This window comes from Epibacterium sp. Ofav1-8 (assembly GCF_022348185.1).
Classification (GTDB): Bacteria; Pseudomonadota; Alphaproteobacteria; order Rhodobacterales; family Rhodobacteraceae; genus Epibacterium.
In genome coordinates this window covers 38,729-62,683 of record NZ_JAKRFD010000004.1, presented here as the reverse complement: position 1 = coordinate 62,683, position 23,955 = coordinate 38,729, and the positions used below count along the sequence as shown (strand labels likewise).

The 23,955-nt window shown below is 61.6% G+C and carries 18 protein-coding genes; 12 read left to right on the top strand and 6 right to left on the bottom strand.

The genetic code is table 11. The features are described from left to right. Nucleotides 1–15: 15 nt before the first annotated feature. Genes MHM97_RS07725 through MHM97_RS07715 form a run of 3 tightly spaced genes read right to left on the bottom strand, consistent with a single transcriptional unit; the run spans nucleotide 16 to nucleotide 2,134 of the window. Entirely contained in the window at nucleotides 16–495 is a 480-nt protein-coding gene (locus tag MHM97_RS07725) for a CinA family protein (RefSeq protein ID WP_239321537.1), read from the bottom strand. Continuing rightward, on the bottom strand, nucleotides 492–989 hold the full coding sequence (locus MHM97_RS07720; protein ID WP_239321535.1) for a phosphatidylglycerophosphatase A family protein: 498 nt from the start codon (nucleotides 987–989) through the stop codon (nucleotides 492–494). The genes MHM97_RS07725 and MHM97_RS07720 overlap by 4 nt, the downstream gene beginning before the upstream one ends. Then, a complete protein-coding gene (locus MHM97_RS07715) occupies nucleotides 986–2,134 on the bottom strand; it encodes a bifunctional 2-C-methyl-D-erythritol 4-phosphate cytidylyltransferase/2-C-methyl-D-erythritol 2,4-cyclodiphosphate synthase (RefSeq protein ID WP_239321533.1) in 1,149 nt (382 codons plus the stop codon). The genes MHM97_RS07720 and MHM97_RS07715 overlap by 4 nt, the downstream gene beginning before the upstream one ends. Nucleotides 2,135–2,328: 194 nt before the next feature. Here MHM97_RS07715 and dusB point away from each other — a divergent pair, with 194 nt between their 5' ends. The 9 genes from dusB (at nucleotide 2,329) to hflX (ending at nucleotide 14,233) form a co-directional block, all read left to right on the top strand. Further along, complete coding sequence (dusB, locus tag MHM97_RS07710; RefSeq protein WP_239321531.1) at nucleotides 2,329–3,315, top strand: tRNA dihydrouridine synthase DusB; 987 nt, start codon at nucleotides 2,329–2,331, stop codon at nucleotides 3,313–3,315. Next, the gene (locus tag MHM97_RS07705; RefSeq protein ID WP_239321529.1) at nucleotides 3,312–4,400 is read left to right on the top strand and encodes a two-component system sensor histidine kinase NtrB; all 1,089 of its coding nucleotides are present in this window, start codon (nucleotides 3,312–3,314) and stop codon (nucleotides 4,398–4,400) included. Before dusB ends, MHM97_RS07705 begins: the two co-directional genes overlap by 4 nt. A gap of 17 nt (nucleotides 4,401–4,417) precedes the next feature. After that, nucleotides 4,418–5,797, top strand: coding sequence for a response regulator (locus MHM97_RS07700; protein ID WP_239321527.1), 1,380 nt, complete (start codon nucleotides 4,418–4,420; stop codon nucleotides 5,795–5,797). Nucleotides 5,798–5,896: 99 nt separating this feature from the next. Beyond that, nucleotides 5,897–8,176, top strand: coding sequence for a sensor histidine kinase NtrY-like (locus MHM97_RS07695; protein ID WP_239321525.1), 2,280 nt, complete (start codon nucleotides 5,897–5,899; stop codon nucleotides 8,174–8,176). After that, nucleotides 8,173–9,582: a nitrogen assimilation response regulator NtrX gene (gene ntrX, locus MHM97_RS07690; RefSeq protein WP_239321523.1), complete on the top strand. Its 1,410-nt coding sequence runs from the start codon at nucleotides 8,173–8,175 to the stop codon at nucleotides 9,580–9,582. Before MHM97_RS07695 ends, ntrX begins: the two co-directional genes overlap by 4 nt. 91 nt (nucleotides 9,583–9,673) lie before the next feature. Continuing rightward, nucleotides 9,674–11,050: a Trk system potassium transporter TrkA gene (gene trkA / locus MHM97_RS07685; RefSeq protein ID WP_239321521.1), complete on the top strand. Its 1,377-nt coding sequence runs from the start codon at nucleotides 9,674–9,676 to the stop codon at nucleotides 11,048–11,050. A gap of 1 nt (nucleotide 11,051) precedes the next feature. Beyond that, nucleotides 11,052–12,590: a TrkH family potassium uptake protein gene (locus tag MHM97_RS07680; protein ID WP_239321519.1), complete on the top strand. Its 1,539-nt coding sequence runs from the start codon at nucleotides 11,052–11,054 to the stop codon at nucleotides 12,588–12,590. A 132-nt stretch (nucleotides 12,591–12,722) separates the two neighbouring features. After that, nucleotides 12,723–12,962 (top strand): RNA chaperone Hfq, encoded by a 240-nt coding sequence (gene hfq, locus MHM97_RS07675; RefSeq protein ID WP_005611588.1) that lies wholly within the window; start codon nucleotides 12,723–12,725, stop codon nucleotides 12,960–12,962. Continuing rightward, a complete protein-coding gene (hflX, locus tag MHM97_RS07670) occupies nucleotides 12,962–14,233 on the top strand; it encodes a GTPase HflX (protein WP_239321517.1) in 1,272 nt (423 codons plus the stop codon). Before hfq ends, hflX begins: the two co-directional genes overlap by 1 nt. A gap of 142 nt (nucleotides 14,234–14,375) precedes the next feature. Here hflX and MHM97_RS07665 read toward each other — a convergent pair whose 3' ends face one another. Beyond that, nucleotides 14,376–16,856 (bottom strand): penicillin acylase family protein, encoded by a 2,481-nt coding sequence (locus MHM97_RS07665; protein ID WP_239321515.1) that lies wholly within the window; start codon nucleotides 16,854–16,856, stop codon nucleotides 14,376–14,378. A gap of 114 nt (nucleotides 16,857–16,970) precedes the next feature. On the opposite strand from MHM97_RS07665, the gene MHM97_RS07660 reads away from it, so the two are divergent. Beyond that, nucleotides 16,971–17,843 carry an NAD(P)-dependent oxidoreductase gene (locus MHM97_RS07660; protein ID WP_239321513.1) on the top strand — a complete coding sequence of 291 codons (873 nt, stop codon included), beginning with the start codon at nucleotides 16,971–16,973 and terminating at the stop codon, nucleotides 17,841–17,843. A gap of 98 nt (nucleotides 17,844–17,941) precedes the next feature. On the opposite strand, the gene MHM97_RS07655 is transcribed toward MHM97_RS07660, so the two are convergent. Both MHM97_RS07655 and hemB read right to left on the bottom strand, forming a co-directional pair. After that, nucleotides 17,942–18,514: a YSC84-related protein gene (locus MHM97_RS07655; RefSeq protein WP_239321511.1), complete on the bottom strand. Its 573-nt coding sequence runs from the start codon at nucleotides 18,512–18,514 to the stop codon at nucleotides 17,942–17,944. A gap of 131 nt (nucleotides 18,515–18,645) precedes the next feature. Continuing rightward, entirely contained in the window at nucleotides 18,646–19,644 is a 999-nt protein-coding gene (gene hemB / locus MHM97_RS07650; protein WP_239321509.1) for a porphobilinogen synthase, read from the bottom strand. Nucleotides 19,645–19,825: 181 nt separating this feature from the next. Between hemB and MHM97_RS07645 the strand changes: the two genes are divergently transcribed. Together MHM97_RS07645 and mfd are read left to right on the top strand one after the other, a co-directional pair. Beyond that, entirely contained in the window at nucleotides 19,826–20,350 is a 525-nt protein-coding gene (locus MHM97_RS07645) for a component of SufBCD complex (protein WP_239321507.1), read from the top strand. Nucleotides 20,351–20,380: 30 nt separating this feature from the next. Further along, nucleotides 20,381–23,839, top strand: a complete 3,459-nt coding sequence (mfd, locus tag MHM97_RS07640) for a transcription-repair coupling factor (RefSeq protein ID WP_239321505.1) — start codon at nucleotides 20,381–20,383, stop codon at nucleotides 23,837–23,839. Nucleotides 23,840–23,955: the final 116 nt, after the last annotated feature.

Sequence of the window (23,955 nt, the reverse complement as noted above, 5' to 3'; positions counted from 1 at the left end):
GGGGATTTTGGCGTTTTAGGCGGTGCGCCGTTCCAGCGCGCGCCGGAGCATTGCAAGCGCATGATCCCGGCTGGCAAGGCGCACCTTATCCCGTCCCAACGCGCCAAAATCCACCAGTTCTGTCACCGTCTCTGCGCCGGATTGCGCCAGACCAAAACAGACACGCCCTTCGGGTTTGTGCTCTGATCCTCCGGGACCAGCGATGCCGGTGACGGACACCGCAAAGGTGGTTCCCGCGGCGCGCAGCGCGCCCTCGGCCATTTCGCGCGCGGTCTCTTCGCTCACCGCGCCAAAATCCTTGAGTGTTTGGGCACTTACACCAAGCATCTGCATCTTTGCCGCGTTGGAGTAGGTGACAAACCCCCGGTCCACCACCGCAGAGGAGCCGGGAATATCCGTCAGCGCGGCGGCGATCATGCCTCCGGTGCAGCTCTCGGCGGTGGCAAGGGTTGCGCCTTGCGCTTTAGCAAGATCCAACATGGTGTTGATATTCATAACCCAAGCACCCCATGCGAGAACCCCGCCAGAAGGGCGACGCCAATCCCGGCCATGACCCCGGCGATCACATCATCCATCATCACACCAAACGGGCCTTTCTTGCGGTCCGCCCAGCCAACAGGCCCCGGTTTCCAGATGTCAAAGAGGCGAAACAGGATGAAACCTGCAACCCAACCGGGCCAAAGCGCTGTGATATCCAGACCGTGTAGCCACGCAGGCAGCGAGATCGCCCAAAGCGCCAGCATCTGCCCGGCGAGTTCATCCAATACAAATTCCGATGGATCCAGATCTTCCTGGCCGCGAGTCATCTCAGTGGCGGCCCAGAGGCCGACAACGATCGCGAGGATCGTCACCGCCGCCAGCAGAGGAAAGCCGCCAGCCACATGCAGCGCATAGGTCAAGGGCAGCGCGACCAGCGAACCCCAAGTGCCGGGGGCAGGGCGTAAATACCCGACACCACAACAGGTTCCAATGAGTTGTGGAAGTGTCATGTGCGCACCAGCGTTGCGGTGGCAAGCGCCGCAATCCCCTCGCCACGGCCGGTAAAGCCCAGACGTTCGGACGTCGTGGCCTTCACCGACACGCGGTTGCGATCAAGCCCCATGATCTCGGCCATTTGCGTGCGCATGGTCTCGGCGTGGGGGCCGATTTTGGGGAACTCACAGACCAGCGTACAGTCGACATTGCTGATGACAAAGCCTTTGGAGCGGGCGAGATCCACCGCATGACGCAGGAAAATCTCTGACGCAGCACCTTTCCACTGCGGGTCGCTGGGCGGGAAGTGACGTCCGATATCGCCCTCCGCCATCGCCCCATAGAGCGCATCCGTCACCGCATGCATGCCCACATCGGCGTCCGAGTGGCCTTGCAGGCCGCGGTCATGGGGAACCTCAATACCGCAGAGGGTCACGTGATCACCGGGACCAAAACGATGCACGTCGTAGCCGTTGCCCAGTCTGATATCCGGAATGCCGTCCATGTTGCTCCTCAATATATGTTCGGCGCGGGCAAAATCCTCGGGCCGGGTGATCTTGATATTGTTGACGTCGCCTTGGGTGATGCGTACGGGCAGCCCCGCCTTGCGCGCGACCTCCACATCGTCTGCCGCCACCTCATCCAGTGCAAGATGCGCCGCAAGGATTGCGTCAAAATGAAACGCCTGCGGGGTTTGCGCGGCAAACAAGGCGTTGCGGTCCTGGGTGCCGGTGACATGGCCCTCAGCCCCGGTCCAAAGCGCATCTGTCACCGCAAGCCCCGGTGCGGCGGCGGGGGCGTGATCCAGAGCGGCGAGTGTCTCCTGGATCACCTCCGTGCTTACACAGGGGCGCGCGGCATCGTGGATCAGGACCCGCGTGATGCCGCGATCCTTGAGCGCGATCAATCCGTTGCGGACCGAGGTTGACCGGTCAGCGCCGCCATCGGCATACAGAAGGTCATTGTGACCTGCGAGCGCCTCTGCCGCGTGCTCATTTTCCGGATCGCGCACCACCATGATCGTGTCGCAGCCCGCACGTTGGAACGCCGCGATGGTCCAGTCGATCACCCGCTGCCCGGCCAACGGGCGCCATTGTTTGGCCATGCCGCCGCCGGCGCGGGTTCCTTTGCCAGCGGCAACAATCAAAACGGCGATGGTCATGGCGAGAGACACGTCCTCAGCTGGGGCAATCTTTCGGCGTGTTTACGGTGCGGTGGATAAACTAGCAACGCCCCGAGGTTATTTGCACAAAAATTAGGCAATGCACCCGATATGCCGGGCTGGAATGGCGTGTTGGAATGGAGCATAGCTCCGTTTCAAGCTAATAAACACTCATATGCACAAGGATTAAGCACTTGTCCTTCTCAGTCGGACCCACACATCTCGATCCTCCCGTGGCGCTGGCGCCGATGGCTGGCATCACGGATCGTCCCTTCCGCGATCTGGTGCGCTCTTTTGGTGCGGGCCTTGTGGTGAGCGAAATGGTCGCCAGTCAGGAAATGGTGCAGGCCAAGCCCGGCGTGCGCGAAAAGGCTGAACTGAGCGCGGATGTGGAAAATACCTCCGTCCAGATCGCCGGGCGAGAGGCCTATTGGATGGCCGAGGCCGCGCGGCGGGTTGCGGACAGCGGGGCGCGCATGATCGACATCAATATGGGCTGCCCGGCCAAGAAGGTAACGAACGGGTATTCCGGCTCGGCGCTCCTGAAGGCGCCGGATCATGCGCTGTCGCTCATTGAGGCAGTGGTCGAGGCGGTCGATGTGCCCGTCACGTTGAAAACCCGGCTCGGTTGGGATGACAATTGTCTGAATGCCGCAGACGTGGCGCGCCGGGCGCAAGACGCCGGGGTGCAGATGGTGACAATTCACGGTCGCACGCGCTGCCAGTTCTACAAAGGGCAGGCCGATTGGGCAGCGATTGCCGAGGTTCGGAATGCGGTCTCCGTGCCGCTGCTGGCCAATGGCGACATTGTCGATGCAGCCACTGCGCGGCAGGCGCTGGGGGCCTCTGGCGCAGATGGCGTGATGATCGGGCGAGGCGTGCAGGGCAAGCCCTGGCTGCTGGCACAGGTCGCGCATGAGCTCTGGGACAGTGCTGCGCCTGATATTCCCACCCAAGGGGATTTTGTCGACATGGTATCAAGGCACTATGAGGCGATGCTTGAGTTCTATGGCGAGGATCTGGGCCTGCGTGTCGCGCGCAAACACCTAGGCTGGTATATGGATGAGGCAGGCGCGCCAACAGCCCTGCGGCGTGAGGTTTTGACCGCCAAGACCCCGGCAGAGGTGCTGCGCTTGTTGCCGGCGGCATTGCAGGATCAGACGCAGGAGGACGCGGCATGAATGCTGCTGATGTTCCTCACAGCACCGAATGTGCCATCTGGGCGTCGCTGCCGGTGCCGGCCTTTCTGGTCGATGCTGAAAACTGCATCGTGGATGTGAACTCCGCCGCCGAAGGATTCATCAATTCCTCCCGCAAGTCTCTGATCGGCAAGCGGATTTGGCAGAAGGTCGCAATCGAAGCCGCGATTGAAACCGCGTTTGACAAGGCGCGCGCGCAGGGTACGCCGCTGTTTGTGAATGATGTGGATGTTGGGGCGCGCGAACGGGCGCCGCTGCAATGCGCGGTGCAGATCGCGCCGTTGCATGGACATCCCGGCCATATGCTCCTGATGCTGTCGCCGCGCGAGTTGGCGGGGCGGATGACACAGACCCATTCGGCAAAATCCGCCGCGCAGTCAGCCATCGGCATGGCAGAAATGCTCGCGCATGAAATCAAGAATCCACTGGCGGGGATCACCGGTGCGGCGCAGCTGTTGAGCATGAACCTCGCGCCCGATGACCTTGAACTCACAGACCTAATCGTGAGTGAAAGCCGTCGGATCGTAAAGCTGCTTGAGCAAGTGGAGCAATTCGGAAACCTCTCGGAGCCCGATCTGAAGCCGGTCAACCTGCATGATGTTCTGGACCGCGCGCGCCGCTCGGCCCTGTTGGGGTTTGGCGCCCATATGAAGATCATCGAGAAATACGACCCCTCGCTGCCACTGGCATGGGGAGACCCGGATCAGCTGTTGCAGGTGGTGCTGAACCTTCTGAAGAACGCCTCCGAGGCGGCGGGGACGACCGGCGGCACCATCACCGTACGCACGTTCTACGAGCATTCCTTCCGTCTGCGTCGCAGCGATGGGCAAGGCAAGCTGTTGCCGCTCCAGATCGAGATCAGCGACGACGGGCCCGGCCTGCCGGAGAGTATCCGCGAGGACATTTTTGAACCCTTCGTCTCCGGCAAGGAGAACGGCACCGGCCTTGGACTGGCCTTGGTCAGCAAGATTATCGGCGACCACAACGGCTGGATTTCGGTGCGTTCCGAGCCCGGGAACACCACCTTCAGATTGTCGCTTTCGCGTGCACCGCGAGAGCAGAAATAACTCAGGAGAACAAAGACATGGACGGCACCGTTCTTGTGGCAGACGACGACCGTACGATCCGCACAGTCCTCACCCAGGCCTTGACCCGGGCGGGCTGCAAGGTCCATGCGACCTCCTCCTTGACGACGCTGATGCGCTGGGTTGGCGAAGGCAAGGGCGATGTGGTGATCTCCGACGTGATGATGCCGGACGGGAACGGGCTGGAGATGCTGCCGAAGATCGCTCAGGACCGTCCGGGTCTGCCGGTCATCGTGATCTCGGCGCAAAACACGATCATGACTGCGATCAAGGCTGCCGAGGCGGAGGCCTACGACTACCTGCCCAAGCCCTTTGATCTGCCCGAACTGATGAAGCGCACCGCCAAGGCGCTGACGGAAAAGCGCAGCGCACAGGTTGCTGGTCAGGTTGAAGTGTCGGAGGAGCGCCCGGATGAGCTGCCCTTGGTGGGGCGCACCGAGGTGATGCAGACGCTCTATCGTCTGATCGCACGGGTGATGAACACCGATATGCCGCTGCTGATCACGGGTGAAAGTGGCACCGGTAAGTCTCTGATCGCACGGGCGATTCACGATTTCTCGGACCGGCGCACGCTGCCGTTTGTGGTCGCCGACGCCGCGGATCTGATCGAGTTGGAGGGCCCTTCGCGACTGCTTGCCCAGGTGAAGGGCGGCACGCTGCTGATTGATGAGCTGGTGGATCTGACGGATGAGGCGCAGGCGCGTCTGGTTCGGATGATGGATTCCCCGGGCGATCATGCCCCCCGGTTCATCGCCACCACCAGTCAGCAAGATCTTGCTGAGCAGTTGGACGACGGCGCGCTGCGCCAGGATCTATACTATCGGATCTGCGGGTCGGAGCTTGTCGTCCCGGCGCTGCGGGATCGGGTCGAAGACATTGCCCTGCTATGCGAGCATTTCCTGCTGCGCGCAGAGAGCGAAGGGGCCGCGCGTCGCGTCCTGAGTGAGGACGCCCGGGATCTCTTGCGACACTACGCCTGGCCGGGGAATGTGCGGCAACTGGAAAATATTGTGAAAAGGCTTGCGCTTACGGCACGTAGCGAAGAGATCGGCAAGGGCGAGGTCGCCGCGGCGCTGGGGCCGCAGACCACCGGGGTCGAGCCCGTGATGGGGGGCGGCGCCAGCAATGAGAAGCTTTCGGATGCGGTGGCGCGGCATTTGCAGCGCTATTTCGACCTGCACGGGGACATGCTGCCGCCGCCCGGGCTCTATGCCCGCTTGTTGAAGGAAGTCGAAACGCCTCTGATCGAGATTTCGCTGGCCGCAACCGGCGGAAATCAGGCCAAATGCGCCGATTTGCTGGGGATCAACCGCAATACGCTGCGCAAGAAAATCACGGATCTCGATATTGAGGTGACACGCCGTCGCAAACTGATGTAATCTCGCCACAGAAGCGTGTCCGTGGCGCCAGAAGGCGCATGGCGGACCGCGAAATCATGTGGTGGGCGAGAAACGCCCAACATCAGCTGGGGGCAGGCGGTGGCGCAGATGTCACATATCCGCTCGGTGTATCTTTGGTTTGCAGCCTTGGATCGCTGGCGAAAATCGCGCAGGGCGCGCAACTTCACCACGCTTGGGCTGGTGTTCCTTGGCCCGGCGATGGCGATGGTTACCTTTCTGGTGATCGGTCCGTTTGGGCAAGGGGCGAGCTCCCCAGCGCTGCGACTGATTCTGCTCGCTGATCTGGTCTATGTGCTGGCGATCGCCGCCATGGTGCTGAGTCAGATCGGGCGCCTGATCGCGGCGCGGCGCGAAAAATCGGCTGGCTCACGGCTGCACCTGCGGCTGATCGGTGCCTTTGCATTCTTGGCCCTTGTGCCAACCGTAACGGTCGCGGTCTTTGCAGTTTTGACGGTGAACGTGGGGCTGGAGGGTTGGTTTTCGGATCGCGTGCGCGACGCGATCGGCAATTCGGTCAAGGCCGCAGAGGCCTACGAGCGCCAGCAACGCCAGGATCTGGAGCAGGACGCGCTGGCGCTGGCGCGCTTTCTGGACCACAGCCGGTCCAAGAATTTCTTTATGAGTGACGGCGAGCTGCGTCAGTTTCTGTCGCAGGGGCAGTTGCAGATCCAGCGTGGCTTGCAAGAGGCCTATGTGATCAACGGAACCGGGGTGATTCAGACCCGGGGCGAACGCTCCTACGAATTTGATTTCGAGATGCCGACGTTGGAGCATATCGGCGCAGCAGAAGAAACCGGCCTGCATGTGATCCAGGACTGGGAGAACAGCGAATTTCGTGCGCTCGTGCGTCTGAATGCCTTTGTTGACCGCTATCTCTACGTCAGTCGCGATGTCGACGGGGAATTGCTCAAGCTGCTCGACGACACGCAGGAAACGGCGCATCTCTATCAGCAGCTGGAGAGCGAACGGGGCCGGGTGTTGTTCGAATTCGGCCTCTTGTATCTTGGATTTGCGGTGATCCTGATCCTCGCGGCGATGTGGCTTGGCATGTGGTTTGCCGAGCGCCTGTCGCGCCCGGTCGGGCGTTTGACCGTCGCTGCGCAGCGGGTCGGGGCCGGTAACCTCAGCGTGCAGGTCACCGAAGAGCAAGGCGATGACGAAATTGCGCAATTGAGCCGGTATTTCAACCAGATGACGCAGCAACTTCAGGCGCAGCGGGAAACGCTTTTGGAAAATACCCGGCAGATCGAACAGCGTCGCCGCCTGTTTGATTCCGTGTTGTCCTCCGTCACCTCGGGGGTGGTTGGGCTGGATGCAAAGGGGCGTGTGACCTTTGTCAACAAATCAGCCAAACGTCTGCTGGACTGGCAGGAAGACCAGCAATCCGTGGCGCTTGCGGTTGCGGTGCCGGAATTCGGGCCCCTGTTTGACGACCTGATCGAAAGCGGGTCCGGCGTGGCGCAGAGCGAGATCAAGGTGACGCGCCAGGGCCGCCTCGAGAACCTTTTGGTGCGCATGGCGCGCCGGCGTTCGGGCGAGCATGATCTAGAGGGCTATGTTGTGGCCTTTGACGATGTGACGGACCTGGTCAGCGCGCAGCGGATGGCGGCCTGGGGAGACGTGGCGCGCAGGATTGCCCATGAAATCAAGAACCCCCTGACGCCAATTCAACTCAGTGCAGAGCGTATCAAGCGCAAATTCGCCCCCAAACTGGGAGAGGATCACAGCGATCAGCTGCAATCCATGACGGATGTGATCGTGCGTCAGACCAATGACCTGCGTCGTATCGTGGATGAGTTTTCAAAGTTCGCGCGCATGCCCGAACCGGACCGTCGCGAAGAAGATCTGGGCAAATTGGTGCAGGAGGCGGTGTTGTTGCAGCAGGCCGGCCAACCCGATTTGCGCATCCATTCCGATCTGCCGGAGCAAGAGCTCAAGGTCGATGTTGATGCGACAATGATCGGGCAGGCGCTGACCAACCTCATCAAGAACGCCGGCGAAGCCACGGAAACGCTGAAACAAAAAGGCGCGCCAGAAGATTATGCACCGGAGATTCGGGTGCAGGTGCGCTCTGATGCGCTGGGTCATGTGATCACGATTGCCGACAACGGGGTCGGCCTGCCGGCAGATCGGGCACGGCTGTTCGAACCCTATGTGACCACCCGCGACGAAGGCACCGGGCTCGGCTTGCCGATCGTCAAGAAGATCATCGAAGAGCATGGCGGCACCTTGGCGCTGGAAGACGCGCCGCTCTTTGACGGAAATCGCCACACAGGTGCCATGGCGGTGATCCGCCTCCCGGCGTTCGCGCCGGACAGTACCGTCCACAAACAAACCGTAGTAGCAGGGCTGACATGAGTGACATTCTGATTGTTGACGATGAACGTGACATCCGGGAATTGGTTTCGGACATTCTGGAGGATGAGGGCTACGCCACGCGAAAGGCCGCGAATTCAGAAGAATGCATGGCGGCCTTTGAGGACGCGCGCCCCTCGCTGCTGATCCTCGACATCTGGCTGAAGGACAGTCAGATGGATGGCATCGATATTCTGAAGGTCGTCAAACGGGACTATCCCGAGGTGCCGGTGGTGATCATTTCCGGTCATGGCAATATCGAGATCGCGGTCGCCGCGATCAAACAGGGCGCTTATGACTTTATCGAAAAACCCTTTAACATCGACCAGTTGATGGTCGTTATTCGCCGCGCGATGGAAACCTCGCGGCTGCGGCGCGAAAACACTGACCTGCGGCGCAAGGATGTGGGCGCAGCGGATATGGTGGGCACATCGCCCGCGTTCCGCACGCTTGTCGGGCAGCTCGACAAGGTGACCAAATCCAATGGCCGCGTCATGCTGACGGGCCCTGCGGGCAGCGGCAAGGAGGTCGCGGCGCGTTACATCCATTCCAATTCGAACCGGGCCGGTGCGCCTTTTGTGACGGTGAACTGCGCCAGTATCGAGCCAGAGCGGATGGAGGACGTTCTGTTCGGCCGTGAAAGCGGCGAGCGCGGCATCGAACCGGGGCTGCTGGAACAGGCGGATGGCGGCGTTGTCTTCTTTGACGAGGTCGCCGATATGCCGTCGGGCACCCAGTCCAAGATCCTGCGGGTGCTGGTCGATCAGCAGTTTGTGCGGGTTGGCGGAACCGAGAAGATCAAGGTCGACCTGCGGGTGGTATCCGCGACCAGCCGTGATCTGGAACAGGAAATCACTGACGGGAACTTCCGTCAGGAACTCTACCACCGCCTCAACGTGGTGCCGATCTGCGTACCGGCCCTGTCCGAGCGGCGCGAGGATATTCCGTTGTTGGCCCAGTATTTCATCGAAGGTTTCAACAAATCCCAGGGTCTGCCTCTGCGGGCGCTCAGTGATGATGCGGTGGCGCTTTTGCAGACCATGACCTGGCCGGGCAATGTGCGCCAGCTCAAGAACCTGGTGGAACGTGTTCTGATCCTTGGAGAATCCTCCGAGCCGATCCAGGCCAAGGATCTGCCCAGCGAAGAGGAAAAGGTCGAAACAGAAGGCCGTGTCGTGCTGTCCGGGGCCCTGGCGACATTGCCGCTGCGCGAGGCGCGCGAAGCCTTTGAACGTGAATACCTCCTGACCCAGATCAACCGGTTTGGCGGCAATATCAGCCGCACGGCCTCTTTTGTCGGCATGGAACGTTCGGCGCTGCATCGCAAGTTGAAGTCGCTTGGCGTGGTGACCTCCAACAAGGCCGGCACACGGATCGCCCGAGTCGAGAATGAGGAAACAGCGGTCTGAGGACGGCCTCTGCGGCAAGGACAATTGAATTGACCCTGCCCAAGCCATCTGTCATGCAAATCAGGCATTTCAGCGCCCGGAGAGCGGATCGATGAAGGTAATAATCTGTGGCGCCGGGCAGGTCGGCTGGCAGATCGCGCGGCATTTGTCGGGTGAGCACAATGATGTCACCGTTGTGGACAACAATCCGGATCTGGTGCGTCGCGCGACGGATACGCTTGATGTTCAGGGGATTGCGGGCTTTGCCTCCTATCCGGATGTGCTGGATCGGGCCGGGGCGCGGGATGCGGATATGATCATCGCCGCCACCCACTCGGACGAGGTGAACATGGTCACCTGCCAGGTCGCGCATTCGGTGTTCTCCATCCAGCGCAAGATCGCGCGCCTGCGGTCCAAAAGCTATCTCAACGCCATTTATTCCGACCTCTATCGTCGCGATCACCTGCCGATCGACGTGGTCATCAGCCCGGAGCGCGAGGTGGCAGCTGCCGCCATGCAGCGGCTGCGCGCGCCGGCGGCCTTTGATACCGAAGTCTTTATGGAGGGACGGGCGCAATTGCTGGGCATCCACATCGATGAGGAATGCCCGGTGGTGAACACGCCGCTGCGCCAGCTGACCGAGCTGTTCTCGACCCTGCGGGCGATCGTGGTGGGCATCCGCCGCGATGGCAGCCTGTTTGCGCCGGAACCGGGGGACCAGCTGTTTGTCGGCGATGCCGCCTATGTCTTCTGTCACGCGGATGACGTGAACAGAACCATGGAAGTCTTTGGCAAGAAAGAGAAACGGCAAGAGCGCGTCGTTATCGTCGGCGGCGGCAATGTCGGGCTGGAAGTGGCCAAGGCGCTCGAAGGGCGCGCCGGTCGCACCCGTGCCAAGATGATCGAGATGAACCGGAAACACGCCGAGAAGGCCGCCGAAGAACTGGAGCGTACCATTGTTCTGAACGGGGACGGGCTGGATCGCGGGCTGATGATCGAGGCCGGGATCGACAAGGCCGATGCGATGCTGGCGGTGACCGATGATGACAAGACCAACATGCTGGCGGCGGTGCGGGCCAAGGCCGAGGGCTGTCCCTTTGCCATCGCCCTGATCAACGACCCGACGTTGCTGCCTTTGCTGCCGCATCTTGGCATCGACGCCCACATCAACCCGCGCGCCACCACCGTCAGCTCGATCCTGCGCCATATCCGTTATGGACGCATCCGGCAGGTCTATTCCATCGGCGATGCCGAGGCCGAGGTGATCGAGACCGAGGTGCTCTCGACGTCGCCCATGGCCGGTCAGGCCTTGCGGGACATTGATTTCCCCGAAGGCGTGCTGGTCGGTGCGGTGAGCAAGAACGGTGAGGTCATGCGCCCCACGGGTGGCCTGCGGATCGAGGCAGGGGACACGATCGCCCTCTTCGCCATGGCGGCGGACGTGCGGGAGGTCGAGCGCCTGATGCAGGTCTCGATCGACTATTTCTAGAATGCCCCGTCGCCCCCGCTCTCAGGTTCGTGGCATCCTGCGGCTGCCGTTGCTGCTGCTGATCTGGGGCGTGTTCTCGGTCGCCATGTGGATTCCCGCGATCCATGCCGTGCTGGTGGACGATCACAATACCTCGCAGAGCTTTTTCTATTCCGGGCTTGTCGGGGTGACCCTGGTGACCTTTATCGGGCTTTCGGTGTCCAACCGGGTGCCGCGATACGGGATGCCGGGGCAGCTGATGACCCTTCTGGCGACCTTTGTGTTCCTGCCGCTGTTTCTGGCGGTGCCGTTGCAGGATGCGCTGCGCAACACCAGCTATCTGAATGCCTATTTCGACATGGTCAGCGCGTTGACCACCACCGGAGCCGATATCTTTGATCAGCCCGGTCGCCTGCCGGCGTCGGTGCATCTGTGGCGGGTGCTGGTGGCCTGGCTCGGCGGTTTGTTCATGTGGATTGCGGCCTCCGCAGTGCTGGCGCCGCTGTCGCTTGGGGGGTTCGAGGTGACAACCCGGGCGGAGCCTGGGCGCAGCGATGCGATCCTGCGCGAAAGCCACCGGCCGGACCCAAGACGCAAACTCATCATGGTCACCGTGGCCCTTGCCCCGGTCTACGTCGGGCTGACCCTGGCGCTTGCGGTGCTGCTGCTGCTCTGTGGTGACAGTGGTCTGGTTGCGGTGTCCCATGCGATGTCGGTGATGGCGACCTCCGGCCTGTCTCCGATCGGGGGAATTGGCGCGGCCCAGTCCGGGCTGGCCGGCGAAATGGTCATGTTCCTGTTCCTGCTCTTTGCGCTGTCGCGCCTGACGTTCTCCAGCGATACCGTCGCCGTGGGCCATGGGCGGCTGGACAAGGATCCGGAGTTCCGCACCGGCATGCTGATCATCTTCGGGGTGCCGATCCTGCTGTTCCTGCGCCACTGGATTGCGGCGCTTGAGGTCAATACCTCGGACGATCTGTCGATGGCGCTGGCCTCCTTCTGGGGCGCGCTGTTCACCATCACCTCCTTTCTGACCACCAACGGGTTTGAAAGCGGCTATTGGTTCAGCGCCCAGGAATGGTCCGGGCTGGAGACGCCGGGCATGATCCTGCTGGGTCTTGCGGTCATGGGGGGCGGGGTGGCCACCACCGCCGGTGGTGTGAAACTGCTGCGGGTCTATGCGCTTTATCTCAACGGCCTGCGCGAGATGGAGCGGCTGGTCCTGCCATCGTCGGTCAGCGGCGAGGGGCGGGGCAACAGGCGGCTGCAAAGCAATGGCGCCTTCGTTGCCTGGATCTTTTTCATGCTGTTCGCCTTGTCGCTGGCCCTGATCTGCGTCGCGCTTTCGGCGTTTGGAATCCCGTTTGAGCAGGCAATGATTCTGGCCGTGGCCGGTCTGTCCACCACCGGGCCGCTGATCGAAGCGGCGGGGCAGGTGCCGATCGAACTTGCGCTGCTGGCAGCCCCGGCAAAGCTGATCCTGTGTTTTGCCATGGTGCTGGGCCGGCTGGAAACGCTGGCCATTATCGCACTTCTGTCGCCCAATCTCTGGCGGAGCTGACAGAATCTGGTTAACCCATGTAGAAAAATGACGTATTTCGGGTGGAAACCCGCTAAAACTGCGTCCATACTCCGCGTAAGGGACGCGTTGGGCCGCAGCGCGTGACAAGAACAAAGGCGAGATAATAAACAAATGGCTTCGGACAGACAGAATCTTCAGGACGCATTCCTGAACCACGTTCGCAAAACTAAGGTTCCAGTCACAATCTTTCTGATCAACGGTGTCAAACTTCAGGGCGTGATCACCTGGTTTGACAACTTCTGCGTGTTGCTGCGCCGCGATGGCCAGTCGCAACTTGTGTACAAGCATGCGATCTCGACCATCATGCCGGCTCAGCCGATCAGTCTCTATGAGGGTGAAGACTCCAATTGATGGAGCATGACAGGAAGCGGACTCGCGCCTGGGTCCTGCATCCGGATATCAAGTCAGACAGAGAGCGCCGCGACGCTGTTCCGGCGCTGGAAGAAGGTGTGGCGCTCGCCGCCGCCTTGCCCGACCTGGATGTGGTCGGCTCCAATGTCGTGGGGCTGCCCAAGGCGCATCCCGGCATGCTGTTTGGCTCCGGCAAGATCGAGGAACTGAAAGCGGTCTTCAAGTCGGAAGAGGTGGAGCTGGTCCTGATCGACGGTCCGGTCAGCCCGGTGCAGCAGCGCAATCTGGAAAAAGCCTGGAAGGTGAAGATCCTTGACCGGACGGGGCTGATCCTGGAGATCTTTTCCGACCGTGCGCGCACCCGCGAAGGCGTGTTGCAGGTGGAAATGGCGGCGCTGAGCTATCAGCGCACGCGTCTGGTGCGTGCCTGGACCCACCTGGAGCGACAGCGTGGTGGACTCGGGTTTGTCGGCGGCCCCGGCGAAACCCAGATCGAGGCCGACCGCCGCGCCATTGACGAACAACTGGTGCGCCTGCGCCGTCAGCTGGACAAGGTGGTGAAAACCCGCACCCTGCATCGCGCGGCGCGGGCCAAGGTTCCCTATCCGATCGTTGCGCTTGTTGGTTATACCAACGCGGGAAAATCTACTGTTTTCAACCGCCTGACCGGTGCGGAGGTGATGGCGAAGGACATGCTCTTTGCCACGCTGGACCCGACCATGCGGCGGGTGGAGCTGCCGGATGGCCCCGAGGTGATCCTGTCGGACACGGTGGGATTCATCTCTGATCTGCCGACGGAACTGGTCGCGGCATTCCGCGCCACGCTCGAAGAGGTGCTGGCCGCGGATGTCATCCTGCATGTCCGCGATATCAGCCATAGCGAAAGCGATCACCAGGCCGAAGATGTGGCGCAGATCCTGAATTCTCTTGGCGTTGACGAGGATCGCGCCCTGATCGAGGTCTGGAACAAGATCGATCAGCTGTCCCCCGAGGAGGCCGAGGCCTGTCGCCAGCGGGCAGAGCGGAGCGACGATCTGTTTGCGATTTCGGCGCTCACAGGCGAGGGGCTGCCGGAGCTTCTTGCTCAGATCGCGCTAAAACTGCAAGGCGTGCGCCACACGGACGTGCTTCACCTTGAATTTTCGCAAGGCAAACAGCGCGCCTGGCTGTTCAAGGAAGAGGTGGTGCAGTCGGAGGAACAGACCGATGAAGGGTTTGAACTGACCGTGCGCTGGACCGATCTGCAAAAGGCCAGATTCGAGAAACTCTGATTATACGGCGACGCATCCGGCCCCCGGTTGGGGGCCGGATGGGCGCGCTGTGGTAATGTCGGGTCGTCGCCCAGCCCATGGCGCAGATGGCCCATAGAGGGGCGTCTGGGCGGGCGGCGTCTGTCGCCCCTCCGCCTCCGCCTCAGCGTGGCAGGATCCGGGTCACACCAACGGCTGCCGCCCGCGCCAGGTCCTCATCCAGCGACATCGGGATATATTCCCCCCGGCGCCAGAACTGCGCCATGTCATCGTAATAGCGCGACAGGAAGTGGCCTGATTGCCCGGTTGCGATGATAAAGACGGAACTGTCCGGATCGGCAAAATCATAAACCCCGCGATAGCCGGCCGCATGCACATTGCGAAACGGCGCAGGCTCCTCTCCCGAGGTGAGGCCGCGCTGCAACGTGTTGTCGCCGCCGCTGGTGGATTGACGGATGTTCACGAAATAGCGCAGCAGGGGCACTGCGCCGAGGACCTCATGGTCATGCGTCGCCTGATGGGCGTCGCCCCAGCGCAGGGCCTCCAGCGCATTGCCATAATGCTCGCTGATGTAGACCAATGCATCGTCCAGCGCCAATCGCGCCATATCGGTGCAGGTTTCCGTTGGGGCGCTTTGCTGCACGTCACACCAGACGCCAGCCCCGTCGATGTCGCGGAACACCCGTTCCAGGAACACCGGGTCAACACGGGTAAACGCATCAGCAAGCGGGCCGAGTTCATCCTCGATCAGGCGTTTTTGCAAAGCGCGCACCCAGCTGGCGTAGATCAACGGCTCTGGCAGGTGTTCGTTCATCTCGCCGTTCCACTCTGCCAGCAGCGACAAGGCGATCTGGCGCTGTCGCGCCGGGGTGCCGTCGGGGGCGGCCTCGCCAGTGAACCAGAGATCAGCCCCGATCAGGGGCAGCAGGCTGCGGGCACTGTAGGAAACGGTGTCGAGTTGCGCTTCGATAAAGCTGTCACGGGTGTGCACCTCGCGCGTTTGCATCAGCCGCCGCCAGCGATTGATCCGCTGCGTATCGCCCCATTCAAACGACACGTGATTGGGAAAGGGCCGGTCCAGCAGCTTGTTGTTGGTGTTGCCAAGGATGCCGCCGCGCGGGCTGACAAACTCCGGGTTCGCCGCATAGGGCAGGCGACCCTGCCACTGGTTTTCCCGACGCCAGCCCTGATTGGGCAAGCGGCCCTGGCTTTGATTGCGCGGATCGCGGTCCGGCATGGCGCCCACGGTTTTCAGCGCAATGGTTTCCGCGTCGGCCAGGGTCAGGTTTTGCGACGGCGCTATGAAGTTCTCGCCAGCGATGATCGCCTGTTCCACCGTCTGTGCGCGCATCAGTTCCAAGGCCGCGGTCATCGAGGTGTCGCGGGGCGACAGCGCTGTCCAGCCGAGGCTGATGACATGGCCGGGCGGCGTCACGGAGGCCAGGTCGAACAGCGAGCCAGGCAGTACCGGCCCATTGTCGGTCCAGCGCAGCGTCAGGGTCAGCGGTTCGTTGCCCTTGATCTGGACGATGGAAGGGCGGCTCTCGAACTCCTTGTAGCCGGTCGGGCTGAGGTACTGCTGTGGGTTGTCGGGATTGATCTTTTCGACGAACAGATCCTGATCGTCGAGATAGGACGAGGTGACCCCCCATCCCATCTGCTGCGACCGCCCGGTCAGGACGGCGGGAATGCCCGGGATGGTGCCACCGATCACGCCGCCGGTGCCCAGTTCCAGCCGCGCCAGATACCAGATACCGGGAGCGCTCAGTCCAAGGTGGGGATCATTGGCCAGCAGGGTGCCCCCCGCGGCAGAGCGGTTGGGGGCAGCGGCCCAGGCGTTGGAGGCGCCCCCGAGGCCGCGCGGGGCGACAGGCATCAGCGCGGCATATTCCGAACCCTCTGAGGGGGCCGCGCCCGGTGTGGGGAACGGGCCGGGAAACAGCTCGGTGTATTCGGGAAGCGTCGCGGTTCCAGTGCCCGGCGCGTCGGGGAGAATATCCAGCAGCCGCGCGGGGTTATCAAGCGCAATGGAGGTTTGCGCCCGGAGGATTTCCTCTTGCAGATGCGAGGAGAGCTGCAGCGCCATCAGCTTCATGATCGCGATGCTGTCGGCAGGCTGCCAGGGGGCGATCGGCATGTTGAACAGGAACATTTCAGGCGCGCCACGCCCCAATGCGCGCTCGTTGACCTCCTGCAGGCGCGCATTGACGCCGCTGGCATAGGCTTCGAGCGCGCGCAGGCTTTCCGGGCTTTGCGCCGCGACGGAGCTGCGCGCGGTGCGATAGAGGTCAAGGCGGCGCAGGAAGCTGTCGGTTTTGACCGTGCGCGGGCCGAAGATTTCCGACAGACGCCCCTGGGCGGTGCGGCGCATCACTGCCATCTGCCAGAGACGATCCTGCGCATGGGCATAGCCGAGGCCAAAGAATACATCCTCGTCAGAGGCGCCGAAGCTGCCAAAGATATGTGGCACATTGGCGTGATCCCGCACGATTTCCACCGGCGCGGTCGGTCCGGGCAGTGCGATCTCCTTGTCATAATCGGGCAGCGATTGTGCGGCGAGAAAATAGACAAGTCCGGCGCCCGCAAGGCCAAGCAGAATCGAACCGGCCGTGAGGCGGAGAAGCCAGCGGAAAAGGCGTGCCATTCTTTGTCTATTCCCTTGGAAATTCGAGATTTGTTGCCAAGACACATTGCGCTTGATCGGCGCGGTGCTAGGGTTGGCGCCAACATATGCGAAGACAGATCAGGGGGAAAGGACATGACCAAAGTTGCGTTCCTTGGGCTTGGCGTGATGGGGTATCCCATGGCGGCACATCTGCAAAAGGCAGGCCATGAAGTAACAGTTTACAACCGTACAACCGCAAAGGCGGAGGCCTGGGCGGCAGAAACGGGCGGGCGCGCTGCGGCCACCCCGCGCGAGGCTGCGGCGGAGGCGCAGTTCGTGATGGCCTGCGTCGGCAATGATGACGATTTGCGCTCGGTCTGCCTGGGAGCCGATGGGGCTTTTGCGGGGATGGCGTCCGGCAGCACCTTTGTGGATCACACCACCGTTTCGGCTCAGGTCACCCGGGAGCTTTATACGGCTGCGCAAGAGGCAGGGCTGGGCTTTGTCGATGCGCCGATTTCCGGTGGCCAGGCGGGGGCCGAGAACGGCGCCTTGTCGATCATGTGCGGTGGTGATGCGGATCAATACACCAAGGCGGAGCCGATCATGGCCGCCTATGCGCGTATCTGTCGTCGCATCGGTGACAGCGGCGCTGGTCAGATGACAAAGATGTGCAATCAGATCGCCATTGCCGGGCTGGTGCAGGGCCTCAGCGAAGCGCTGCATTTTGCCGAAAAGGCCGGACTGGACGGGCGCGCCGTGGTTGAGGTTATCAGCCAGGGCGCTGCGGGCAGCTGGCAGATGGCCAATCGCTACGAAACCATGCTGGACGATCAGTTCGATCACGGGTTTGCGGTGGACTGGATGCGCAAGGATCTCGGGATCTGTCTCGACACTGCGGATGACATCAACGCCAGCCTGCCGGTGACTGCATTGGTGGATCAGTTCTACAAGGATGTGCAGAAGCTTGGTGGTGGCCGCTGGGACACTTCGGCGCTGATCAAGCGCTTGCGCGCACTCGATTGATCCGGGCGACACGCCCGTGGACGGGCCGCAAACAGCAAAGCCTCCCGGATTAAGGGAGGCTTTGAACGCATTGAAACTAGGCAGTAATTACCAGTGTCTTAGGGGATGATGCGGGTGTATTTGGACCCTTCGAGGGTTGCACCCAGACGCAAACCCGCCTGACCAAAGACCGCGGCAATCACCGGTGCGGTGAGGGTGTTGGTGTCGGCGCTCAGCGCATTGCCTTCGTCCTTGACCACATATTCGAGATCCGCACCGGCGGTCCAACCCGAAGAACGGCGGAACCGTGCAAGCGCCGCATCGGTCATGAAGAACAACACATGCGCATATTGCTGGGCACCGATTTGCAGACCAGCGTTGCCTTTGACATTGGCATAGTAGTCCACGGTGACACCATTGATGCGCAGCGCGCCGCGCCCATAGGCGCCACCAAAGATGAACCCTGCCTCGGTCACCAGCGGGATCACCAGCATGCCCGCGGATTTCTCCGCCAGGTCCCGGGTGCCGGGATAACGGCTGTACATCTGGTTCAACGTCGCGTCCACGCGGGCGTCGATCTTCACGTCATTGGTATTGCCGATGCCATTTCCGCAAGCGGCGGTCACGCCCAGCGTGGCGAGCCCGGCGGTGGTGAAGGCGCGGCGGGACAGAGAGGAATTTGTTCTGCTCATGGTGTTACCTGCATAGTGGGTCGGCGCTTTTGCGCCTTGTTTGGGCCGACTATAGGCAAGCTTCGCGCCTCTGTCATCTCGAACCCACGCCGGATGCGCGGGTTCCCGCTGTCACGTTCACGTGTTCCGGCCTATCCGTTCAGCAGCCGCGCGACCTGTGGCGCGAAATAGGTCAGCACACCGTCGCAGCCCGCACGGCGGAAGGCCATCAGGCTTTCCAGCATCACCCGTTCGCCATCGATCCAGCCATTCTGCGCCGCAGCCTGGATCATGGCGTATTCCCCGGAGACCTGATAGGCAAAGGTCGGCACGGCAAACTCGCGTTTGACGCGCTGGCAGATGTCCAGATAGGGCAGACCGGGTTTCACCATGACCATATCTGCGCCTTCGGTCAGGTCGCGGGCGATCATGCGCATCGCCTCGTCCGAGTTGCCCGCATCCATCTGATAGGTCTTCTTGTCGCCCTTCAAAGCGCCGGATGCCCCGACCGCATCGCGGAAGGGCCCGTAAAACCCCGAGGCATATTTTGCGGAGTAAGACAGGATCGTAACATTCTGAAATCCGGACTTTTCGAGGGCTGAACGCATGGCGCCCACACGACCATCCATCATATCCGAGGGGCCGATAATATCCGCGCCGGCCTCGGCTTGCGCCAGGGTCATGCGGACCAGCGCCTCGACGGTTTCATCATTGCGGATTTCGCCGTCCACGACATAGCCGTCATGACCGTTGATATTATAGGGGTCGAGCGCCACATCCGTCATCACTGCCAGATCCGGTGCCGCGGCCTTGATGGCGCGAATGGCGCGATTGCACAGGTTGTCCGGGTTCCAGGCTTCGGCACAGTCTGCCGTTTTCAAGGCGGGATCCGTGTAGGGGAAGAGGCAGATCGCCGGGATGCCGAGCGCATGCGCCTCGATTGCGGCCTCTGCCACTTTATCGACGGATCGGCGGACCACCCCCGGCATTGATGCAACCGGTTCCTCCACTCCCTCGCCATCGCGTACAAACACCGGCCAGATCAGGTCGTGCACCGAAAGTTCGTGTTCCCGCGTCAGGTTGCGAACGGCAGCTGAAGCGCGCAGGCGGCGCGGGCGGGCGGCTGGAAAGGGTGCAATGATAGGGGGCATCTTGATCTCGTGACAAATTCCGATGCCTATGGGTGCCACGGATCAGGCGTGGTTCACAAGTGCCGCGCCCGTGCATTTCTGACGCAGCAGCCCTTGTATCAGCGCGCGTGGCGATGGATACAGGGCGTCAAGTTGGCTCCGCGTTGCCTGTGCGACGGTGAAATCAGGGATTTGCACGACCTTGGACCTATTTGCAATTATCGTCGAGTTGATCGACCTGAGATCCTTTTCGAACCTGTGGTACTGGATTGCCCTTGCGGTGCTGTGGTCTTCTGCCAGCCATTGGGTGTTGGGCGTACCCTACGACATGGTTGGACGTGCGGCCCGGGTCGGGGGGCAATCGGCGCAGGATCTACGGGACCTGGTTCGCATACAGGTGAACAGGCTGCTGTATGTTGCTGATGTGTCAGGATTTATCCTGACTGGATTCATGTTCTTCGTGCTGACGTCGCTGCTGATGCTGGGCTTTGTCTATGACATCGAATTTGCACAGGCGCTGGTGCTGATGCTGCTGCCGATGAATGTCGTGGGACTGATCAACCTGAGAGCAGCGCGCGCCATTCGGGCTAGGGAGCACGATGATCACGCCCTGCGCCGCCGGCTCGTGCGCACGCGTCTCTATGTGCAGCTGGTTGGTGTCGTGTCGATTTTTGTCACCGGGATCTGGGGCATGATTCAGAACCTGACCAACGGAGTGCTCGGCTGAGCCTCGGATAACCGTGAAGAAGGGGAGCACATGTCCCAGAAATCCATCGTCATGGGCGGCGCACCCGAGGGGTTTGACGCGCAGTTGGTGCTGCGTGAACTGGACCGCGCTGGCGCGCCGGTGCTGCATATTGCCCGCGATGACAAGCGAATGGACGCGATGCGCTCGGCGTTGCGTTTCTTTGCCCCGGAGCTTCCGGTCATCGTGTTTCCGGGGTGGGATTGTCTGCCCTATGATCGCGTGTCGCCGAATGCGGATATTTCGGCCGCGCGAATGGCGACGCTGGCTGGATTGGTGCAGGGCATGCCCGGGCGCTTTGTGCTGCTGACGACCCTCAACGCCGCGATGCAGCGCGTGCCGGCGCGTGAGGTTCTGAAAGAAGCGGCCTTTACCGCGCAGGTCGACACGCGGATCGATGAAGAAGCGCTGCGCAAGTTCCTGGTACGTATGGGGTTTTCCCAAAGCCCCACGGTGATGGAGCCGGGCGATTACGCGGTGCGCGGCGGTATCATCGACATCTTTCCGCCTGGTGATAGCGGGCCGGTGCGGCTTGATCTCTTTGGTGATGTACTGGATGGCGCGCGGCGGTTTGATCCGGCGACGCAGCGGACGACCGAAAAGCTGGACCGGGTGGAACTGGCGCCGGTTTCGGAGGTGATCCTCGACGAGGCGGCGATCACCCGCTTTCGGCAGAATTACCGGATCGAGTTTGGCGCCGCAGGCAGCGACGATCCGCTGTATGAAGCGGTCTCCGCCGGGCGAAAGCATCAGGGGATGGAGCATTGGCTGCCGTTTTTTCACGAGCGGCTGGAAACCCTGTTTGACTACCTGCCGGACGCCACGGTCACCCTGGATGACCAGCTGACACCGGCCCGGATTGCCCGCTGGGAGAGTATCGCGGATCAGTATGAGACCCGCAAGCATGCGATGGATGCCAAGGGGCGGATGGATTCGGTGTACAAGCCGACCCCGCCGCAGCTCTTGTATCTGGATGAGGCCGCCTGGGATCAGCAGGTGGCGGCGTGCCGGTCTGTTCAGTTCCACCCGCTGCCGCAGGCCAGCGGTCCCGGCGTGGTGGATGCCGGCGGGCGGATCGGGCGTAACTTTGCACCGGAACGTCAGCAGGAAAACATCAGCCTGTTTGGGGCCCTGGCGGATCATATTAAAGCGCGGATGACGCAGGGACCGGTGGTTGTGGCCTCCTATTCGGAAGGCGCGCGCGAGCGCCTCAGTGGGCTGATCGAGGATGAAGGGCTGGCGGAAACGATCCCCGTTTCTGATGGCACCAGAATAGGAAAATCAGGGCTGCATCTGGCGGTCTGGGCGCTGGAGCATGGCTTTGAAGCGCCGGATATGACGGTCATTTCGGAACAGGATGTCCTCGGCGATCGACTGATCCGGAAACCCAAAAAACGTCGGAAAGCCGAGAACTTCCTGACCGAAGCTCAATCCCTTACCCCCGGGGATCTGGTGGTTCACGTCGACCACGGGATCGGGCGCTACATGGGCTTGGAAGTGGTCACGGCGGCGGGTGCTGCGCATGAATGCCTGCTGCTGGAATATGCCGAGCAGAGCAAACTGTATCTGCCGGTCGAGAACATCGAGCTGCTGTCCAAATACGGTCATGACGAGGGGCTGCTCGACAAGCTGGGCGGCGGCGCCTGGCAGGCCAAGAAGGCGCGGCTCAAGGAACGTATTCGCGAGATGGCCGACCGGTTGATCCGGATCGCCGCAGAGCGTGCCCTGCGCAAGGCGCCGGTGATGGATCCGCCACCGCATGCCTGGGAGGAGTTCTCGGCGCGCTTCCCCTATCAGGAAACCGACGATCAGCTTCGGGCGATCGAGGAGGTGATGGAGGACCTGCATTCCGGGCAGCCGATGGATCGCCTCATCTGTGGCGATGTCGGCTTTGGCAAGACCGAGGTGGCGATGCGGGCGGCCTTTGTTGCGGCGATGTCGGGTCTGCAAGTGGCCATTGTCGCGCCCACGACGCTGCTGGCGCGTCAGCACGCCGCCGGCTTCAAGGAGCGGTTTCGGGGATTCCCGTTGGAAGTCAGGCAGTTGTCGCGCTTTGTCAGTTCAAAGGAAGCGAGCCAGACCCGCGAAGGCCTGGCCAAGGGGACCGTCGATATTGTGGTCGGCACCCATGCGCTGTTGGCCAAGAACATTCGGTTTCAGAACCTTGGGCTGCTCATCATTGATGAAGAACAGCATTTTGGCGTGGCGCATAAGGAGCGCCTGAAACAGCTGCGGACGGATATTCACGTCCTGACCCTGACCGCGACGCCGATCCCGAGAACGCTTCAACTCAGCCTTACAGGTGTCCGGGATCTTTCGATAATTGGTACGCCGCCGGTGGACCGTCTGTCGATCCGCACCTATGTGGCCGAGTTTGATGCCATTACCATCCGCGAGGCTCTGCTGCGCGAGCATTATCGCGGTGGGCAGAGTTTCTATGTGGTGCCGCGCATTTCCGATCTTCCGGAGATCGAGGAATTCCTCAAGGAGCAGCTGCCGGAGCTGAGCTATGTGGTTGCGCATGGGCAGATGGCGGCCGGGGAGCTCGATGACCGTATGAATGCCTTCTATGACGGCAAGTATGACATCCTGCTGGCCACCACGATCGTTGAGTCCGGTCTCGATATTCCAACCGCAAACACCATGGTGGTGCATCGTGCGGATATGTTCGGCCTGGCGCAGCTCTATCAGATCCGCGGCCGTGTCGGGCGCTCGAAGACACGCGCCTATGCCTATCTGACCACACGCCCGCGTCAGCGCCTGACCGATACGGCGGAAAAGCGGCTGCGGGTGCTTGGCTCTCTCGACACGCTTGGCGCCGGCTTCACGCTTGCCTCGCAGGATCTTGATATTCGGGGCGCCGGCAATCTGCTGGGCGAAGAGCAATCGGGACAGATGCGCGATGTGGGCTATGAGCTGTACCAATCGATGCTGGAAGAGGCGATCGCCAAGATCAAATCCGGTGAGGTCGAGGGGCTGACCGAAGGCGACGAGCAATGGGCGCCGCAGATCAACCTCGGGGTGCCGGTGCTGATACCGGAGGATTATGTTCCCGACCTCGATGTGCGGCTGGGCCTCTACCGGCGTCTGTCGTCCCTGTCGACGAAGGTCGAACTGGAGGGGTTTGCCGCAGAGCTGATCGACAGATTTGGGAAATTGCCCAAGGAGGTCAACACGTTGATGCTCGTTGTTCGGATCAAGGCGATGTGCAAGAAAGCGGGTATCGCCAAGTTGGACGGCGGGCCCAAGGGTGCAACGCTACAGTTTCACAACGACAAGTTTGCCTCGCCACAGGGATTGGTGGAGTTCATTCAGTCGCAAGACGGCCTGGCCAAGGTCAAGGACAACAAGATCGTGGTGCGCCGGGACTGGAAGAAGGACAGCGACAAGATCAAGGGGGCCTTTGCGATCGCCCGGGATCTGGCCGAAAAGGTCGTGGCCGAGAAGAAGAAGGCGCGCAAACCTCAGTGAGGCGAACATACACCCTCTGTTTTGTTTAGGTGGTCCTTAACGGAGTGCGGCGCTGCTCGATACCTGAGCAGCGCCGCATAATCATTTGATAACCTAGTATTTTCAGGTCAGGGCGT

Bases quoted from the DNA above. Each gene is read 5' to 3' on its own strand.
- hemB (WP_239321509.1), bottom strand. From the start codon at position 19,644: ATGCCCCCTATCATTGCACCCTTTCCAGCCGCCCGCCCGCGCCGCCTG.
- MHM97_RS07715 (WP_239321533.1), bottom strand. From the start codon at position 2,134: ATGACCATCGCCGTTTTGATTGTTGCCGCTGGCAAAGGAACCCGCGCC.
- MHM97_RS07720 (WP_239321535.1), bottom strand. From the start codon at position 989: ATGACACTTCCACAACTCATTGGAACCTGTTGTGGTGTCGGGTATTTA.
- mfd (WP_239321505.1), top strand. From the start codon at position 20,381: ATGTCCCAGAAATCCATCGTCATGGGCGGCGCACCCGAGGGGTTTGAC.
- MHM97_RS07660 (WP_239321513.1), top strand. From the start codon at position 16,971: ATGACCAAAGTTGCGTTCCTTGGGCTTGGCGTGATGGGGTATCCCATG.
- MHM97_RS07655 (WP_239321511.1), bottom strand. From the start codon at position 18,514: ATGAGCAGAACAAATTCCTCTCTGTCCCGCCGCGCCTTCACCACCGCC.
- MHM97_RS07700 (WP_239321527.1), top strand. From the start codon at position 4,418: ATGGACGGCACCGTTCTTGTGGCAGACGACGACCGTACGATCCGCACA.
- trkA (WP_239321521.1), top strand. From the start codon at position 9,674: ATGAAGGTAATAATCTGTGGCGCCGGGCAGGTCGGCTGGCAGATCGCG.
- MHM97_RS07665 (WP_239321515.1), bottom strand. From the start codon at position 16,856: ATGGCACGCCTTTTCCGCTGGCTTCTCCGCCTCACGGCCGGTTCGATT.
- MHM97_RS07680 (WP_239321519.1), top strand. From the start codon at position 11,052: ATGCCCCGTCGCCCCCGCTCTCAGGTTCGTGGCATCCTGCGGCTGCCG.
- MHM97_RS07705 (WP_239321529.1), top strand. From the start codon at position 3,312: ATGAATGCTGCTGATGTTCCTCACAGCACCGAATGTGCCATCTGGGCG.
- MHM97_RS07725 (WP_239321537.1), bottom strand. From the start codon at position 495: ATGAATATCAACACCATGTTGGATCTTGCTAAAGCGCAAGGCGCAACC.
- hflX (WP_239321517.1), top strand. From the start codon at position 12,962: ATGGAGCATGACAGGAAGCGGACTCGCGCCTGGGTCCTGCATCCGGAT.
- ntrX (WP_239321523.1), top strand. From the start codon at position 8,173: ATGAGTGACATTCTGATTGTTGACGATGAACGTGACATCCGGGAATTG.
- hfq (WP_005611588.1), top strand. From the start codon at position 12,723: ATGGCTTCGGACAGACAGAATCTTCAGGACGCATTCCTGAACCACGTT.